At 73.9% G+C, this 15,131-nt stretch carries 12 protein-coding genes and 3 tRNA genes; 7 read left to right on the forward strand and 8 right to left on the reverse strand.

Translation table 11 applies throughout. From position 1 onward, the window contains the following. Positions 1 to 271: 271 nt before the first annotated feature. On the forward strand, positions 272 to 1,111 hold the full coding sequence (locus tag ACZ7L0_RS01430; RefSeq protein ID WP_471240328.1) for a hypothetical protein: 840 nt from the start codon (positions 272 to 274) through the stop codon (positions 1,109 to 1,111). A gap of 22 nt (positions 1,112 to 1,133) precedes the next feature. Here the strand turns inward: ACZ7L0_RS01430 and ACZ7L0_RS01435 are convergent. Beyond that, a tRNA-Trp gene (locus ACZ7L0_RS01435) sits at positions 1,134 to 1,209 on the reverse strand. A 92-nt stretch (positions 1,210 to 1,301) separates the two neighbouring features. Here ACZ7L0_RS01435 and ACZ7L0_RS01440 point away from each other — a divergent pair. Together ACZ7L0_RS01440 and ACZ7L0_RS01445 are read left to right on the forward strand one after the other, a co-directional pair. Next, a complete protein-coding gene (locus ACZ7L0_RS01440; RefSeq protein ID WP_471240329.1) occupies positions 1,302 to 2,708 on the forward strand; it encodes a vWA domain-containing protein in 1,407 nt (468 codons plus the stop codon). Next, a complete protein-coding gene (locus ACZ7L0_RS01445; protein WP_471240330.1) occupies positions 2,709 to 4,544 on the forward strand; it encodes a P-loop NTPase family protein in 1,836 nt (611 codons plus the stop codon). Between the two features lie 17 nt (positions 4,545 to 4,561). On the opposite strand, the gene ACZ7L0_RS01450 is transcribed toward ACZ7L0_RS01445, so the two are convergent. The 5 genes from ACZ7L0_RS01450 to ACZ7L0_RS01470 form a co-directional block, all read right to left on the reverse strand. Further along, on the reverse strand, positions 4,562 to 5,752 hold the full coding sequence (locus tag ACZ7L0_RS01450) for a leucine-rich repeat domain-containing protein (protein ID WP_471240331.1): 1,191 nt from the start codon (positions 5,750 to 5,752) through the stop codon (positions 4,562 to 4,564). Further along, a complete protein-coding gene (locus ACZ7L0_RS01455; protein WP_471240332.1) occupies positions 5,749 to 7,077 on the reverse strand; it encodes an SDR family NAD(P)-dependent oxidoreductase in 1,329 nt (442 codons plus the stop codon). Before ACZ7L0_RS01455 ends, ACZ7L0_RS01450 begins: the two co-directional genes overlap by 4 nt. A 27-nt stretch (positions 7,078 to 7,104) precedes the next feature. After that, positions 7,105 to 7,176: transfer RNA gene (locus ACZ7L0_RS01460), tRNA-Glu, on the reverse strand. Between the two features lie 11 nt (positions 7,177 to 7,187). Then, positions 7,188 to 7,258 (reverse strand) — tRNA-Ser (locus ACZ7L0_RS01465). Between the two features lie 66 nt (positions 7,259 to 7,324). Continuing rightward, positions 7,325 to 7,570, reverse strand: a complete 246-nt coding sequence (locus ACZ7L0_RS01470; protein ID WP_471240333.1) for a WhiB family transcriptional regulator — start codon at positions 7,568 to 7,570, stop codon at positions 7,325 to 7,327. A gap of 218 nt (positions 7,571 to 7,788) precedes the next feature. Here ACZ7L0_RS01470 and ACZ7L0_RS01475 point away from each other — a divergent pair, with 218 nt between their 5' ends. Continuing rightward, a complete protein-coding gene (locus ACZ7L0_RS01475; protein ID WP_471240334.1) occupies positions 7,789 to 8,580 on the forward strand; it encodes a VOC family protein in 792 nt (263 codons plus the stop codon). Positions 8,581 to 8,654: 74 nt separating this feature from the next. Here the strand turns inward: ACZ7L0_RS01475 and ACZ7L0_RS01480 are convergent, their stop codons facing one another. Continuing rightward, positions 8,655 to 9,698 (reverse strand): LacI family DNA-binding transcriptional regulator, encoded by a 1,044-nt coding sequence (locus ACZ7L0_RS01480; RefSeq protein WP_471240335.1) that lies wholly within the window; start codon positions 9,696 to 9,698, stop codon positions 8,655 to 8,657. A 141-nt stretch (positions 9,699 to 9,839) separates the two neighbouring features. Between ACZ7L0_RS01480 and ACZ7L0_RS01485 the strand changes: the two genes are divergently transcribed. Together ACZ7L0_RS01485 and ACZ7L0_RS01490 are read left to right on the forward strand one after the other, a co-directional pair. Beyond that, positions 9,840 to 10,703: a hypothetical protein gene (locus tag ACZ7L0_RS01485; RefSeq protein WP_471240336.1), complete on the forward strand. Its 864-nt coding sequence runs from the start codon at positions 9,840 to 9,842 to the stop codon at positions 10,701 to 10,703. A gap of 97 nt (positions 10,704 to 10,800) precedes the next feature. Beyond that, positions 10,801 to 12,957, forward strand: coding sequence for a HEAT repeat domain-containing protein (locus ACZ7L0_RS01490; protein WP_471240337.1), 2,157 nt, complete (start codon positions 10,801 to 10,803; stop codon positions 12,955 to 12,957). Here the strand turns inward: ACZ7L0_RS01490 and ligD are convergent. Next, a complete protein-coding gene (ligD, locus tag ACZ7L0_RS01495; RefSeq protein WP_471240338.1) occupies positions 12,954 to 13,973 on the reverse strand; it encodes a non-homologous end-joining DNA ligase in 1,020 nt (339 codons plus the stop codon). The genes ACZ7L0_RS01490 and ligD overlap by 4 nt on opposite strands. 73 nt (positions 13,974 to 14,046) lie before the next feature. Between ligD and ACZ7L0_RS01500 the strand changes: the two genes are divergently transcribed. Next, positions 14,047 to 15,111, forward strand: coding sequence for an ATP-dependent DNA ligase (locus ACZ7L0_RS01500; protein ID WP_471240339.1), 1,065 nt, complete (start codon positions 14,047 to 14,049; stop codon positions 15,109 to 15,111). Positions 15,112 to 15,131 lie beyond the last annotated feature (20 nt).

Consider the following 15,131-nt stretch of genomic DNA (forward strand, 5'->3'; position numbering starts at 1 on the left):
GCACACGCGTCCAGCAGCCACGAGCCACCCGCAGGCCGTGCGACACCCACCCCGGTGCGGACCGAGGACTGAACGACGAATAGGCCGCGCCCCCGGCCGGGCAAGACACGGACCATCAGCCGCACGGCGGCCCAGCCCCACCGGGCGCCCGACCGCGCGCACCTGCCGCCAGGGCCGGCACACGCTGCCGCGGGCAAGACGGCACAGGGGCTCGGCAGGTGGTGCCGATTTGCCGGTGCGGCTTGTCGGAGGGCTGCGGCATCATGCCGCCATGCGTGACAACACCAGGGCGAAACAGGCGGTGGGGTTTCTGCTGGGCCTGGCCGAGGAGGAGACCGCCGGGCGGGTCCGGGCGCGGATCGGCCTGCCCGAGCCCGAGGACCCGGCCATGACCCGGCTCCGGACGCTGCGGCCGTGGCTGTGGGCGGGCGAGCTGCCGGCCTCCGTGGCGCTGTGGATCCTGGAGCAGGACGACCCCGAGCTCAACGCCCTCGTGTGGTGGGCCATCGGCACCGACGCGGGCCTGCGCAGGGCCGTCGCCCGGGGCGTGCCCTTCGGGCCCGGGCGCACCGAGCCCGTGCCGGTGGACGGCGCCCTGAGCGGCCAGGAACCCGAGGTGCCGGAGAACTACGTCCGCCACGGCCTCGTCGGCGCCCTGCGCACGGCCGACTCCATGAGCGCCGGGCGCGGTGCCGCGTCCATGGTGCTGACGCGTGCCGACTGGGAGACGGTGGTGGAGGCGGACGGGGAGCGTCCGCTGCCCGGTTACGCGCGCTGGGCGTTGTCCGTCCGTCCGGACTGCCCGCCCGCGCTGCGTGCGCAGTTCGGCTCGCACCCCAAGTTCACCCACCGGGTGCGGCGGGCGGGCGTGCTCGACGGCCCGGCCGACTACGCGACGGCCCACGGCCCCGCCGTACGCGTGCTGGAGGTGCTGGCGATGGGTCACCTGCTGTTCCCGACACGGATCCGCGAGGCCGAGAACGCCCTGCGCCCGCTCGTCCGCGACCACTTGGGCGACCGCGAGGAGGCCTGGGCGGTGCTGGCCCAGCTGATCGAGACGTTCCACGGGACCACCCGAGAGCTGGTGATGACGGCGGGCGCGATCGCCTGAGCCGTACGGCTGCCGGGAAGGGGGCGGGGCGGCTGGATTCGAACCAGCGTGTTCTGGTTTTGGAGACCGGTGCGCCTGCCTCTGCGCTACGACCCCGCCCTTGAGGGCAAAGCGTAATGCCTTGGCCGGTTGTCAGTGGGGCCTGGTACCAATGAGGCACTGGGGGAGGCACGGCACGGGGGGGCGTGGGATGGCGTACGGGGAGCGGGGGCGACGACGCCCCCCGGTGGTCGACCTGGCCGACCGCAGGGCGCTGGAGCGGTACCGCCCGGCGGACGGGGCGGTCGTCGAGAAGGCGCGGCGGCTGAAGGAGGCCGCGCTGCTGGACTTCGGGCTGACCGAGTCGGCGGTGGCGTCCTGGCTGTACGCGAAGTGCCACCACCAGATCCCGACGACCGCGGTGGACACGGCGGCCGTGGTCGCTTCCGGCGACGGCTCCTGTCTGCTGCTGTACAACCCGGACTTCTTCGTCGGCCTCGGCCTGGACGGGGTCAAGTTCGTGCTGTTCCACGAGGCGCGGCACCTGGTGCACCGGCATCTGTTCGCCGGCCCCGGCCTGCGCGATGACCCGGTGTTCACGCTGGCGGCCGAGGTGGCCATCAACCATGTGGCCCTGGTCCGGCTCGGCCGTGCGCGGCTGCCGCTGCTGGACGGCCGGCCCACGGGCATCGACCCCCGCACGGTGTACGACGCCTATGTCGACGACCTGACGACGCACGGCCTGGAACCGGTGACGTACGAGGAGTTCACCGACACGGACATGCGGGTGTACGGCGAGCTGAAGCGGATGCGGCACCCACCGGTCCCCGAGCCCCGGCTGTGCGTGCACCTGACGGAGGACGGGGTGCCAGCCGACCAGGAGACCGTCGACGCGGTGACCTCCTCGGCGCTGCTCAACTCCCTCCTCGCGGCCCGGCGCGGGCACGCGGGCGCGGAGCGGGAGCTGCTGGACCTGATGGGCCGTACCGAGGACGGCTCGGCGCGGGCCGGCCGGATCTGGGGAAACCTGGGCGCGGGCAAGCTGCGCGGCGAGACCACGCGCACGCGTACCGTCGACTGGTGGCAGCGCTGGCTGGCCGACGTCCTGGGCTCGAAACTGCGCGACGGCGAGCGGCTGGTGTACCCCAAGAAGCGGGGCGCCCTGCTCATGGCCCTCGGCCAGGACCCGACGCTGTCGCGGCGCGGCCCGGTGCGCCACAAAGTGCTGGTCGTCGCCTACGACACCTCGGGCTCCATGCCGGACCACGTGATCCGGTGGCTGACCGAACTCGTCGGCCGGATCGACGCGGTGGAGGCGCACTGGCTGTCCTTCGACGCCGTCGTCATGCCGTTCACACCGGGCGAGCGGGTGTACGGGGGCGGCGGCACCAGCTTCCAGGCGGTCGCCGACTACGTGGAGGGCCGTACGGAGGTGAACGGCCGCCGCTTCGAGGAGACCCCGGACGCCGTCGTCGTCCTCACCGACGGCTACGCACCGCCGATCACGCCCGAGGAGCCGGAGAAATGGATCTGGCTGATCACCGAGGGCGGCAGCGAGTGGCCCGAGACGCACACCCCGGCGATGGACTGCCATCGCGTCACCACAGGATCACGGTAGATGACCACGGACACCACGGACCCACAGCAGCCGGGCACACAGCGGTCGGGCACAGGGCAGTCGGCGGCCTCCCGCCTCGAGTCGTTCATCGACGCGATGATCGACATGGGCCAGACCGGCCAGGTCTTCGGCGAGCACGGCATCGGGAAGACGTCGACGTTCTTCTCCCACCTCGCCCGCGCGTACCCGGACACGGCACTGGTGTACGTGCCGGCCGCGAACCTGACACCGGACGACCTGCTCGTCAACGCCCCCGTACGCGACGGCCGCACCGGCGAACTGGTCCTGCGCCAGCTCGTGATGAGCCGGCTGAAGCCGGGCCGGCCGTTCGTGCTGCTCATCGACGACTCGCTGCAGGCGGGCGACACGATCCAGTCGCAGCTGATGCAGATCGCCTGCGACTGGACGCTCGGCGAGCACGATCTGCGCGCCCTGGGCTGCGTCGGCGTGTTCCTGACCGACAACGAGTCGCTGTCCGAGACGTCGGCCCGGCGCGGCGACCTCGCCCTGCTCGACCGCATGGTCACGCTGCGGATCACGGCCGACGACACCTCCTGGCGGCGCCACCTGGCGGCCCGGTACCGCCCGTGGGACCTGCGCCCGGTGTTCTCCCTGTGGGCGTCGCTCTCCCCCGCCCTGCGCGAACTGCTCTCCCCGCGCACCCTCGACCACGTCCTGGCGAACGCCCGGGAGGGCTTCCCGCTGCGCTGGGGCCTGCCCCTGGTCGGCGGCGAGCGGCTGCGGCTGGCGGAGCCGCGCCCGGACGGGCGGCCGGGCCAGGACCGTACGGCCGAGATCCTCGACCGGATCGCCGGGGCGCTGGGCGTGCCCAACCCGGCGACGGTCCCCGACCCGGTCCGGCAGGTGGTGCGGGCCGCGCTGCGCAATCGGTGGACGGTGCTGCTGCAGGGACCGCCGGGCTGCGGCAAGACGGAGGTGGTGCGCGAGACGCTGCGCGAGGACCTGGGCCGGGATCCGCTGTACTTCTCGCTGCCGGTGACGAACGTCGAGGACCTGTGCGCGCCGGTCCCGTCGCCGGACGGCACGCTGGACAACCTGCTGGCCGCGCCGTTCACCGGGCCCGAGCCGAAGGCGGTCGTCTGGGACGAGTACAACCGGCCCAAGGACAAGGCGGCGTTCGCCAAGCTCATGGAGATCACCCAGGAGTGGTCGCTGGCCGGACGCCGGATCGAGAACCTGCGGGCGCAGATAGCCGTGCAGAACCCGCCCTACCACCTGGGCCGCAAGCTGCTGGTGTCGCGGAACAACATCGCCCAGGCCACCCGGTTCACCGCCTCGCTCACCGTGGAACCGGAGGACATCCCGGCCAACGAGTGGCTGCTCGCCCGGTACGGCGCGGACGCCGAGACCGTCCTGGAGTGGTGGAAGCACGACATCGACGACGACGGCCGCGCCTGGATCACCAAGCGCACCCTGGAGCGGCTGATCAAGCTGCACCGGCGGGGGCTGCCGCTGGAGATGGGCACCGTCTACCTCGGCGACGGGGAGTACGCGCCCGTGCCGCTCACGGCGCTGACCGAGCGTCTGCGGGGCCGCCCGGTCACGGGCCTCGGTGAGCTCGCCCGGGACGCGGGCGCGTGGGAGGCCCGGCTGCGCCGGGCGGCCGAACAGTCCGACGAGGGCGGGAACGACAGTGACGTGGTCCACCAGATCCTCGCCAACGCGGAGCTGTCCCAGCTGCGCAAGCACCGGGCGGTGGTGACCCGCCTGGTGGCCCACCTCCCGGCCAAGCTGCGGGCCACGTATCTGGTGGGGGCGTCGGAGCGGCAGCAGCGGTTCTGGATGGAGGTGTTCACCGGGATGCGGCGCGGCTGAGCACAGCGCGCCCGAGGTCAGGGCCCGGGAGGCGGCGAAGTGCGGTGCACGCTGCGTACGGCGGCCACGTCGGCCGGGACCGCGGGCGCGGGGACATGGGCGCTGAGGGCGTCCAGGCGGCGTTTGACGCTGGCGGCGACACCGCTGCCGAGGCGGAAGCGGGTGGGCGTGGCGGCGGTGGGCGCGGTGTCGAGGAGACGGTGCGCCTCGCGGCTGCGCAGGCCGGTGTGGGTGAGGACCAGGTGGGCCAGCCGGTGCTCGCCGGCCGCGAGGGCGCGGGCGATGGTGTCGGCGGCCGTCAGGTCGAGCCGGTTGTCGGACGCGCCGAGGACGGCCGCCGCCCTGACCCGGCCGAGATCGAGCAGGGTGACACCGGCCGTGGCCGCGGCCGTGACCAGGCGGGCGGCGGCGCGCGGGCCGATGCCGTTGCTGGCCACCGACAGCCGGGCGAGCCGGCCGTAGGGCGCCGCGTCCAGGGCCTCGGCGAGGCGGAGCGCGCCCGCGTCCCCCAACCGGGCGGCGGACACGTACAGTTCGTCGACCGCTCCGCCCGCGATCACGGCGGCCAGCGCCCGCGCACCCTCCTCCCCCAGCGGGTTGCCGCCCGCGAAGAGCCGCTCGACGCGGCGTCCGCCCGCGGCGGCGGCGAGCAGCGCGTCGGCCAGGACGGCGGCGCCCGCCGGGTCGAGTCCGGTCTGTACGAGGTCCAGGGTGCGCAACGCCCGCGCGGACTCGACCAGGTCGGCCGCCGCCCGGCCGCCGCCGCTGCCCAGCGGGTTCCGCTTGAGCCACACGCCGGTGACCACCTGCGGGGAGGCGCGCAGCTGGTCGGCGATCCGGCAGGCGCCGCCCGCGGTGATGCCGTTGCAGCCGAGGTACAGCGTCTCCACGTCCGCGCCGGTCCCGGCCACGGCGGCGGCTCCGTCGTCACCGAGCCCGTCCGTGCCGAGCAGCAGATGCCGTACCGGGGACGCCCCTTGCGCGAGGGCGTCGGCGATCAGCGCGGCACCCTCGGCGCCGACCCCCTGCTTGCACAGGTCGAGCCTCCCGTCCGGCAGCGCCGTACCGGCCGCGAAGTCCAGGCGCTCGCCCGCCGGGCGCCCGGCCCGCAGCCACGCCAGCAGCGGGGCGAGATCGGCGGGCGGGCGCGGGACGACGTGCGGCACACCCGCGAACCCGGATTCCTCCCGGTGGGGTTCCCCGCTCACCACGCCGCCTCCCGGTAGTCCTTCAGGAACACCCCGGACACCGGGTCGCCCGCCTCGCCGCGCACGATCGGGTCGTACACCCGTGCGGCGCCGTCCACCACGTCCAGCGGGGTGCGGAACCCGGCGCCCGCCATGCGGGCCTTCTTCGGGGCCGGGTTCTCGTCGGTGATCCAGCCGGTGTCGACGGCGCACATGTGCACACCCCGCTCGGCGAGTTCGGCGGCGCTGGTGCGGGTGAGCATGTTGAGGGCGGCCTTGGCCATGTTGGTGTGCGGATGGCCCGCCATCTTGTTGCGGACCGCGAACCGGCCCTCGACCGCCGTCACGTTGACCACGTAGCGGCGCGGGTGCGGCGAGGCGAGCAGCAGCGGCAGCAGCCGGTCGCACAGCAGGGCCGGGGCGAGGGCGTTGACCAGCTGGGTCTCCAGGACCTCGGCCGCGTCGAGCGCGCCGAGCCGGGCCGACCAGGAGTTCTCCGGGGACGGATCGGGCAGCAGCCCCGCCTCGTCGGCCTCGCGCAGCACGGCGGGCAGGGCGGCGGCCGAGCCCGCCAGCATCCGCATCGGGGTGAACCCGGGCGCCTGCCGAGCGCCCTCGGGCAGCGCGTCGTACTCCCCGGCGGTCAGCAGCGCGTACGACTCGGGCGGGCGCCGTACGGTCTGGGCGGCGTTGTTGACGAGGATGTCCAGCGGCCTGCCCTCCCGCCGCAACTCCTCGCACAGGCCCAGCACCTGGCGCGGGTCGCGCAGGTCGACGGCGAGTACGGTCAGCCGGTCCCGCCACTTCTCGCTGCCCGGTGCGGCCCGGAAGCGGCGCACGGTGTCGTGCGGGAAGCGCGAGGTGACGAGGACCTCGGCGCCGTCCCTGAGCATCATCAGCGCCAGCTGGAAGCCGATCTTCACCCGGCCGCCGGTGAGCAGCGCCCGGCGCCCGGCCAGGTCGGTGCTCAGGGCGCGGCGGGCCGTGTGGTCAGCGGCGCACGCGGGGCACAGCCGGTGGTAGAAGGAGTCCACTTGTCGATAGGGCGACTTGCAGACGTAGCAGGTGCGCGGCTTGTGGAAGACGCCGCCCGTGCCGGGCACGGCCAGCGGCGCGTCCTCCCGGCGGTCCGGGGCGCCGGTCGCGGTGGCGGCCATGGCCGCGGCGTCGGCCGCCGAGACCGCCGCACCGCGCGTCTTGCGCCGGCGCAGCCGTCCGTCCCGGGCGAAGGAGGCGGCGACCTGCTCGGCTCTCAGCCGCACCGGGTCGTCGACGGGCAGCGCCCGCAGTTTGCCCACGACCTCGTGGAAGGCCGCCAGTTCCGCCTCGGTGACCGTCTCGCCCATCCGCCCCGCCCCGTGTCCGCCGTGCCGTGGCCCCGGCCGGATTCGAACCGGCGTATCCGCCCTGAGAAGGCGGCGAGTCTGCCTCTGCTCTACAGGGCCCCGCGAACGCACCCGGACGACCGGATTCGAACCGGCGTATCCGCCTGAGCAAGGCGTGCGCCTGCCTCTGCGCTACGTCCGGATGCGCCCCCGGATCCTAACCCCGCACCCCACCCCCGCGGACCAGAGATCAGGACGATCAGGAGGATCAGGAGGAGGTGCGCCGGAGTTCCAGCCGCTCCTTCTCCGACAGGCCACCCCACACGCCGAAGCGCTCGTCGTTGTCGAGCGCGTACTCCAGGCAGGCGGAGCGCATCTCGCACATACCGCAGATGCGCTTCGCCTCACGCACCGAGCTGCCCGGCTCCGGGAAGAAGAAGTCCGCCCCGGTCTGCGCGCACAGCGCCTGCGTCTGCCAAGTGGAGTCGGCCGGGGTGATCGTTTCGATGTGCATGGCCAGGATCGTTCCGGACGGCGAAAAACGTTCGATCAACGCCGGGTCAACGCGGCGCACGGCGGCGCGCCCGGCCACGACGAGACTGGGAGAACCTACAAAGTCACTCAGGGTGACGGCTGGGCCGGTCCGGCGGGCGGCGGTGTCCGGGCAGCGATTGTCAGTGGGCGGTGCCAGACTCGGCAGTAGACCACGGGACCCTTGCGAGGAGGGCGGACATGCTCACCACCCGTTTCGTCGACGGCGCCCCCAACTGGCTCGACGTCGGCTCGCCCGACATCGACGGCGCCGTCTCCTTCTACGGCGGTCTCTTCGGCTGGCGGTTCGAGTCGGCGGGCCCCGAGGCCGGGGGGTACGGCTTCTTCCAGCTGGACGGCAAAACCGTCGCCGGCGGTATGCAGACCACGCCCGAGCAGGGCCCGCCGTCCTGGACCGTGTACTTCCAGAGCGCGGACGCCCAGGCCACCGCCAAGGCCGCCGAGCAGGCGCACGGCCGCGTGCTGTTCCAGCCGACGGACGTGATGGGGCAGGGACACATGGCCGTCCTCGCCGACAATGCAGGCGTGCCGTTCGGCATCTGGCAGCCCGGGCAGACCAAGGGCGTGGACGTCGCGGGCGAACCCGGGTCGCTGTGCTGGGTCGAGCTGTACACACCGGACGAGGCCGCCGCCGCCGCGTTCTACCACCAGGTGCTGGGTCTGGAGACCTCCGCCGTGCCGTTCCCCGGCGGCACCTACACCTGCGTCAATCCGGCCGGTGCGGGGGAGGACGCGATGTTCGGCGGCGTCGTCCCGCTCGCCTCCGCCCCCGCCGAGGCGGAGGCCGGACCGCACTGGCTGCCCTACTTCGAGGTCGAGGACACCGACGCCGTGGTCGCCAGGGCGCGGGAACTGGGCGGCACGGTCAGCGTGCCCGCCACGGACGTGGAGGGCGTCGGCCGCCTCGCCAAGCTCACCGACCCCTACGGCGCCCGCTTCGCGGTGATCAAGAGCGTGGCGCCGTCGGCCTGAGGCGCCACGCGCCCTCCTCCGCCCGCGGCCCAGGAGGGTGCCGCTGCTTTCCCCAGGTGATCGGCCGGACGGTCCTACGCGGAGGCGCGCCGGACCAGTGTCGTCGGCAGGACCACGCCGGCCGGTGCCCGGTCCGCGGTCGTCTCGTCGCGGTTGCGGCCCTCAAGGCCGTTCAGCAGCAGGCGGGCCATCAGCCGGCCCATCTCCTCGATGTCCTGACGGACCGTCGTCAGCGGCGGGTCGGTCTGTTCGGCGACGGGCAGCATGTCGTCGAAGCCGATCACCGCCACGTCCTCGGGCACCTGCCGCCCCCGCTCGCGCAGCACGCGCAGGGCACCGGAGGCGGCGAGGTCGTTGGCGGCGAAGACGGCGTCCACGTCCGGGCAGCGGTCGAGCAGTTCGCGCATCGCCCGCTCGCCGCCGGCCGGGGTGAAGTCGCTCTCCACGACCAGCCGGGGATCGGCGTCGCCCATGACGTCCCGGTAGCCGTCGAGCCGGTCGGCCGCGGACGTCTGGTCGAGGGGGCCGGTGATGTGCGCGATCCGTGCGCGGCCGAGGCCGACGAGATGCCGTACGGCGGTACGGGCCCCGCCCCGGTTGTCGCTGTCGACGTACACCACCGCGCCGCCCGTGCCGTCGCTCCACCCGGGCCGGCCCCCGAACACCGTGGGCACGCCGGCCTTCTGGATCAGCCCGGGCAGCGGGTCGTCCAGGTGCAGGGAGAAGACGAGCGCGCCGTCGACATGGCCGCCGGCGAGGTAGCGGGCCACGCGCGCGTGGTCGTCCCTGCCCTCCGTGAGCAGCAGCACCAGCTGGTTGTCGTGCGCTGTCAGCTCCTTGCTGATGCCGCGCAGTTGCAGCCCGAAGAAGGGGTCGGCGAAGACCCGGGTCTCCGGTTCGGCGATGACGACGGCGACGGCGTCGTGCCGTTTCGTCACCAGGCTGCGCGCCGCCTGGTTGGGGACGTAACCGAGTTCCTCGACGGCCAGCCGGACCCGCTCGACGAGGGTCTCCCTGACCCCGTCCCCGCCGTTGACCACCCGCGACACCGTGGCCCGTGACACCCCGGCCCGCGCGGCCACGGCCTCCAGTGTGGGACGCGGCGCTGTCTCGGTCACTTCGGGGCTCCTCACCGGGGGGTGCGGATCAGGATAGCCCCGCCGCGAGTCCCTGATGAGAGCGCTCTCGGCGCCGGGAAAACCGGTTGCGCACCCGGTCCGGGCGGGCCGATGATCGCCGCATGACCACGAGAAGGGCCCATGACGCCTGACCGCCTGACCCCGTACGCCCGTCTCCCGCGCGCGTACCGGGGCCGCGAGGTTCTGCACAGCACCGTCGACGCCTTCGGCCGCGCCCACTGGCTGTTCGCCGGACGGCCCGGCCGCCCGCTTGCCGACCCCTACGACGCCGTGGTGGTCACCGTCGACGACGGCCGTTCGCACGAGACGCAGCTGAGCGCCGTGCTGCCGCGCTTCCCCGCGCTCGACGCCCTGCCGGACGGCGGCTTCGTCGTCGCGGACATGCGCAGGCGCGACGACGACGACCATGTGCAGGTCTTCGACGCGTTGGGCCGGCCGTCGTGGTCGTTCGAGGTGGGTGACGGCATCGAACATCTGCTGGCCGACGAGGCGGGCGATCTGTGGGTCGCCCACTTCGACGAAGGCGTGTTCGCCGACGAGTTGGGCCGTCCGGGTCTGCGCCGCTGGAGCAGCACCGGTGAACCGCTGTGGCAGTACGAGCCGGTGCCCGGAGCGGGCCCGATCGACGACTGCTACGCCCTGAACGTGACCGGACGGGCCGCCTGGGCCTGCCCGTACGACGACTTCCCGCTCCTGGAGATAAGCGGCGAAGGAGTGGTCCGGGTGCGGCGGAACCCGGTGGAGGGCGCGGACGGCCTCGCGGTGCACGGAGACCGGGTGGTGTTCTTCGGCGGGTACGGCGACGACCGCGACCGGATCGTCGACTGCCGCCTCACGGAGACGGCGGTCGAGGCGGTGTCGGAAGGGCACCTGGCCCGCCCCGACGGGGCGATGCTCGGGCGGTGCCGGGTGGTCTGCCGGGGCGCCCGTCTCCACGTCCAGGAGGAGCCGTACGAGGAGTGGACCGTCCTGGACCTCGCCTGAGTCCGTGCTCCGACCCGTCGTCGGGGCCCGTTGTCAGTGGCGTGCGGCATGCTGTGATCAGTGGCGGACCGCACGCCAGGGCAAGGGGGAAGCAGGGGTGTTCACGGGGATCGACGAGATCGACTGGGCGTCGCTCGGGCATGCGTACACCGACTCGGCGACGGACGTTCCGGACCTGCTGTGGGGGCTGGCGTCGGACGATCCGGAGCGGCGGGAGATCGCGCTGGACGGGATGTACGGCGCGGTGCACCACCAGGGTGACGTCTACGACAGCACCGTGGCGTGCATACCGTTTCTGTTCGAGCTGGTCACCACCTCGGCGCTCGCCGACCGGGGCGCCGTCGTCGGACTGCTGTGCAGCATCGCGGGACGGCCGGACGACGAGGACGAGGACGACGACGGCGACCCGGCGGACGCCTTCGACGAGTACGGGGACGACGACGAGGACTGGTCGCGGCACCACCGCGAGGCCCACGCGATGGTCCGGGCCCGCGCCGGTGTCTTCCTGGACCTGCTGGACGACCCGGACCCGGGGGTGCGTGCGGCGCTGCCGGGCGCGCTGGCGCAGCTGCATCCCGATCCGGTGCGGGTGTTCGGCGCCCTCGGCGAGCGGCTGCCCGCCGAACCCGATCCGCAGGCCGCCCGGTCGCTGGTCCGTGCCCTGGGCACGCTGGCCGTCCGGCACGCCGACGTCCTCGGCGCGGAGGCGGGCCGCGCCCTGCGGGATGTCGTGTCCGGCACGCCCGATCCCGAACTGCGGCTGACCGCGCTGATCCAGCTGGCGCGCTGCGCGCCCGGCCGTCTGCCGGACGACGCCGTGGAGATCGCCCTGGAGGTGATGCGTCTGGCCCGCGAGGCCAAGGAGTTGGGGCCGCCCCCGGCCGAGCCGGACCGGCCGCGCACGGACACCCTGATCTCGCACGTGCGCGAGCTGCACGCCGAGCACCGCCGGAGTCTGGGCGTCGACGACGCGGACGAGCTCCTCACCGAGCTGCACCGGCAGCTGCGCGACCGGGTCGACGTACGCCTGCCGCTGCTCGTCGCCCAGTTGCGCAGCCCCGACCGGGTGCAGCGGGCCCAGGCCGTCGGGATGGCCGGGCGGCTGCTGACGGGGTGGCGGGCCCCGGACGACGAGCCGGTGCTGGCGCTCGCCCGGCTGCTGGCCGAGGACGATGTGCGGCTGCACAAGTCGGTCCTGCGCGAACTCCGTTACCTCGCACCGGTCGCGCACTGCGCGGCCGAGGGCCTGGTGGCGTACATCGAGAGCTGGGAGGACCGGGAGCCGGAGACCGGCACGGCCTGGCGGGACACGGCGGTCGGCTTGGCGTTCGAGGTGCTGACGCTGCAGGGCGACGAGCGGGTCGTGCCCGCGCTCACCTCCGTCCTGGAGACGATCGAGGTCCCCGAGAACCTGGTGAGATGGATCGGGGCGCTCGGCGCCGAGGCGGCGGCCCCGCTGGGCCCGGTGCTGCACGACAGACTCGCCGCGCTCGGCCACCAGGTGCCCGGCGAGGCCCGGGACCGCCTCGTCCAGGGCCTGGGCGCGCTCGCCCACCCCGGGTCGGTGCCGCTGCTCGCGGCGATGCTCGGCGGCACGGACGACCGCCGCACACGCCTCCAGGTGCTGCGGGGGCTCACCGCCTACGGCCGCCGCGGCGCCGAAGCGGCACCGCGCGCACGGGAGTTGTGGGAGAGCGGCACCGTGCCCGACGAGGACCGCGTCCACGTTGCCGAGGCCCTGTGGGCGCTGACCCGGGACGCCGGGGCCGCCGAGGCCGCGCTGACGGCCGCCGGTGACGCCCTGATGTCCGGGCGGTGGGTCGAGCGGTCCGCCGCACTGCGGCTGGCCGAGGCGCTCGGCCCGTCCGGCGCGCCGCTGGCACCCCGGCTGCGTGAGCTGATCGCGGCCGGTGAGGAACCCGCGCGGGCGGCGATCGCCCTGTGGCGGGTGACCGGGGCGACCGACGAGGTGCTGCCGGTCCTGCTCGCCCAGTGGACGGCGGCACCGGGGACACGCCCCGGGACCGCCCGGTGGCTCGCCGGGCTGGGTCCGGCTGCCGCGCCCGCCCTGCCGCTGATACGCGCGGAACTGGCCTCGCCGCGCCGCCACGACAACACCGGCGGTCCGGGGAACATGCGCTACCACGTCCACGGCGACGTGGCCCTGCTCGACGACTGCCGCCGCGTCCTCGCCGCGTTCGGCGCACAGGCGGTCAGGAAGGAGTGCGGGGCGGACGAGGACGGCCCGCGCTAGGAGGTCTCCTCGCGCCGCGCCCGGCTCGGCTGCACCCGCTTGGGCTCCCCCGGCATCTTCGGATACTCGGGCGGGTACGGCAGGTCGCCCAGGCCGTGGTCGTGCTCGTCGCGGCGGGCGAGTTCCAGCAGGGCGTCGAGGGAGAAGGCGTGGCCGTCCATGTCGGCGTGCACATCGCCGAGTTCGGCGAACCGGGCGGGCATGGTCGCGAGGTCGAAGTCCCGGGGGCGGGCCGCAGCCACCTCCTCCCAGCGCAGGGGTGCCGAGACCGGGGCGTGCGGGTGGGGCCGTACGGAGTAGGCGGAGGCGATGGTGCGGTCCCTGGCCGTCTGGTTGTAGTCCAGGAAGATACGGCGCCCGCGTTCCTCCTTCCACCACTTGATCGTCACGTGCTCCGGCATCCGCCGCTCCATCTCCCGGCCGACGGCGATCGCGGCGCGCCGCACCTGGGTGAAGGTCCAGCGCGGTTCGATGGGGACGAAGACGTGCAGGCCCCGGCCGCCGGAGGTCTTGGGCCAGCCGCGCAGGCCGCCGAACTCGTCGAGGACGGCGCGCAGTTCGTGGGCGGCGCGGACGGCGTCGTCGTAGTCGGTGCCGGGCTGCGGGTCGAGGTCGAGGCGGAGTTCGTCCGGGCGGTCGACGTCGGTGCGGCGCACGGGCCAGGGGTGGAAGGTGAGCGTGCCGTACTGGGCGGCCCACACCACGGCGGCCTCCTCGGTGGGGCACATCTCGTCGGCGCTGCGGCCACTGGGAAAGGTGATGTGGGCCGTGGGGATCCAGTCGGGCATGCCCTTGGGCGCCCGCTTCTGGAAGAACCACTCGCCGCTCACCCCGTCCGGATAGCGCTCCAGGGTGGTGGGGCGGTCGCGCAGGGCACGCAGGATGCCGGGGCCGACCGCGGCGTAGTACCGGGCGACGTCCAGCTTGGTGAAACCGCGCTCCGGGAAGAACACCTTGTCCGGGCTCGACAGCCGCACGGTCCGGCCGCCCACCTCCAGTTCCACCGCTTCGCCCATGCGGCCACGGTAGGCGCGGGGCGCATACCTCGCACACCGGGCGACCGGTGGCGTATGCGAGCAGAATCGGAACATGGACCTGCCGGTGATGCCGCCCGTGAAGCCGATGCTCGCCAAGTCGGTGGCGAGCATCCCGCCGGACATGCAGTACGAGGCGAAGTGGGACGGGTTCCGGGCGATCGTGTTCCGCGACGGGGACGAGGTCGAGCTCGGCAGCCGTACGGGCAAGCCGCTCACCAGGTACTTCCCGGAGCTGGTGGCGGCCGTGAAGGAGCGGGTGCCGGAGCGCTGTGTGCTGGACGGCGAGATCGTCATCGCCCGGGAGGGGCGGCTCGACTTCGACGCCCTCACCGAGCGCATCCACCCGGCGGACTCCCGGGTGCGGATGCTGGCCGAGAGGACCCCGGCCTCCCTCGTCGCCTTCGACCTGCTGGCGCTGGACGGCGAGTCCCTGATGGACGTACCGCTCACCGACCGGCGGGCGCTGCTCGTCCAGGCGCTGGGCGGGGTGACCGCGCCCGTGCACCTGGCGCCGGCGACGACGGACATCGAGGTGGCGCGGCAATGGTTCGAGCGGTTCGAGGGGGCCGGACTGGACGGGGTGATCGCCAAGCCGCTCACCCTGCGCTACCGGCCCGACGAGCGGGTGATGTTCAAGGTCAAGCACGAGCGCACCGCCGACGTCGTGGTGGCCGGCTACCGCTTGCACAAGAGCGGACCCGTGGTCGGCTCGCTGCTGCTCGGCCTCTACGACGACGGGGGCCGCCTGCAGCATGTGGGCGTGTCCGCCGCCTTTCCCATGAAGAGGCGCGCCGAACTGGTCGAAGAGCTCGAACCGCTGCGCATGGACGAGGTCGCCGGGCATCCGTGGGCGGCCTGGTCCGACGAGGCGGCCCACGAGACGGCCCGGCTGCCCGGGGCGCCCAGCCGCTGGTCGGGCAAGAAGGACCTGTCCTGGGTACCGCTCAGGCCGGAGCGGGTCGCCGAGGTGGCCTACGACCACATGGAGAACGGTGCCCGCTTCCGGCACACGGCCCGCTTCCGCCGCTGGCGCCCCGACCGGACGCCGGAGAGCTGCACATACGCCCAGCTGGAGGAGCCGGTGCGCTACGACCTCGGGGAGATCCTGGGACCGTAGGCGCCCGGCGTGCGGGCCGC

This window comes from Streptomyces sp. NPDC039424 (assembly GCF_055639495.1).

Bases quoted from the DNA above. Each gene is read 5' to 3' on its own strand.
- ACZ7L0_RS01430 (WP_471240328.1), top strand. From the start codon at position 272: ATGCGTGACAACACCAGGGCGAAACAGGCGGTGGGGTTTCTGCTGGGC.
- ACZ7L0_RS01440 (WP_471240329.1), top strand. From the start codon at position 1,302: ATGGCGTACGGGGAGCGGGGGCGACGACGCCCCCCGGTGGTCGACCTG.
- ACZ7L0_RS01445 (WP_471240330.1), top strand. From the start codon at position 2,709: ATGACCACGGACACCACGGACCCACAGCAGCCGGGCACACAGCGGTCG.
- ACZ7L0_RS01455 (WP_471240332.1), bottom strand. From the start codon at position 7,077: ATGGGCGAGACGGTCACCGAGGCGGAACTGGCGGCCTTCCACGAGGTC.
- ACZ7L0_RS01470 (WP_471240333.1), bottom strand. From the start codon at position 7,570: ATGCACATCGAAACGATCACCCCGGCCGACTCCACTTGGCAGACGCAG.
- ACZ7L0_RS01475 (WP_471240334.1), top strand. From the start codon at position 7,789: ATGCTCACCACCCGTTTCGTCGACGGCGCCCCCAACTGGCTCGACGTC.
- ACZ7L0_RS01485 (WP_471240336.1), top strand. From the start codon at position 9,840: ATGACGCCTGACCGCCTGACCCCGTACGCCCGTCTCCCGCGCGCGTAC.
- ligD (WP_471240338.1), bottom strand. From the start codon at position 13,973: ATGGGCGAAGCGGTGGAACTGGAGGTGGGCGGCCGGACCGTGCGGCTG.
- ACZ7L0_RS01500 (WP_471240339.1), top strand. From the start codon at position 14,047: ATGGACCTGCCGGTGATGCCGCCCGTGAAGCCGATGCTCGCCAAGTCG.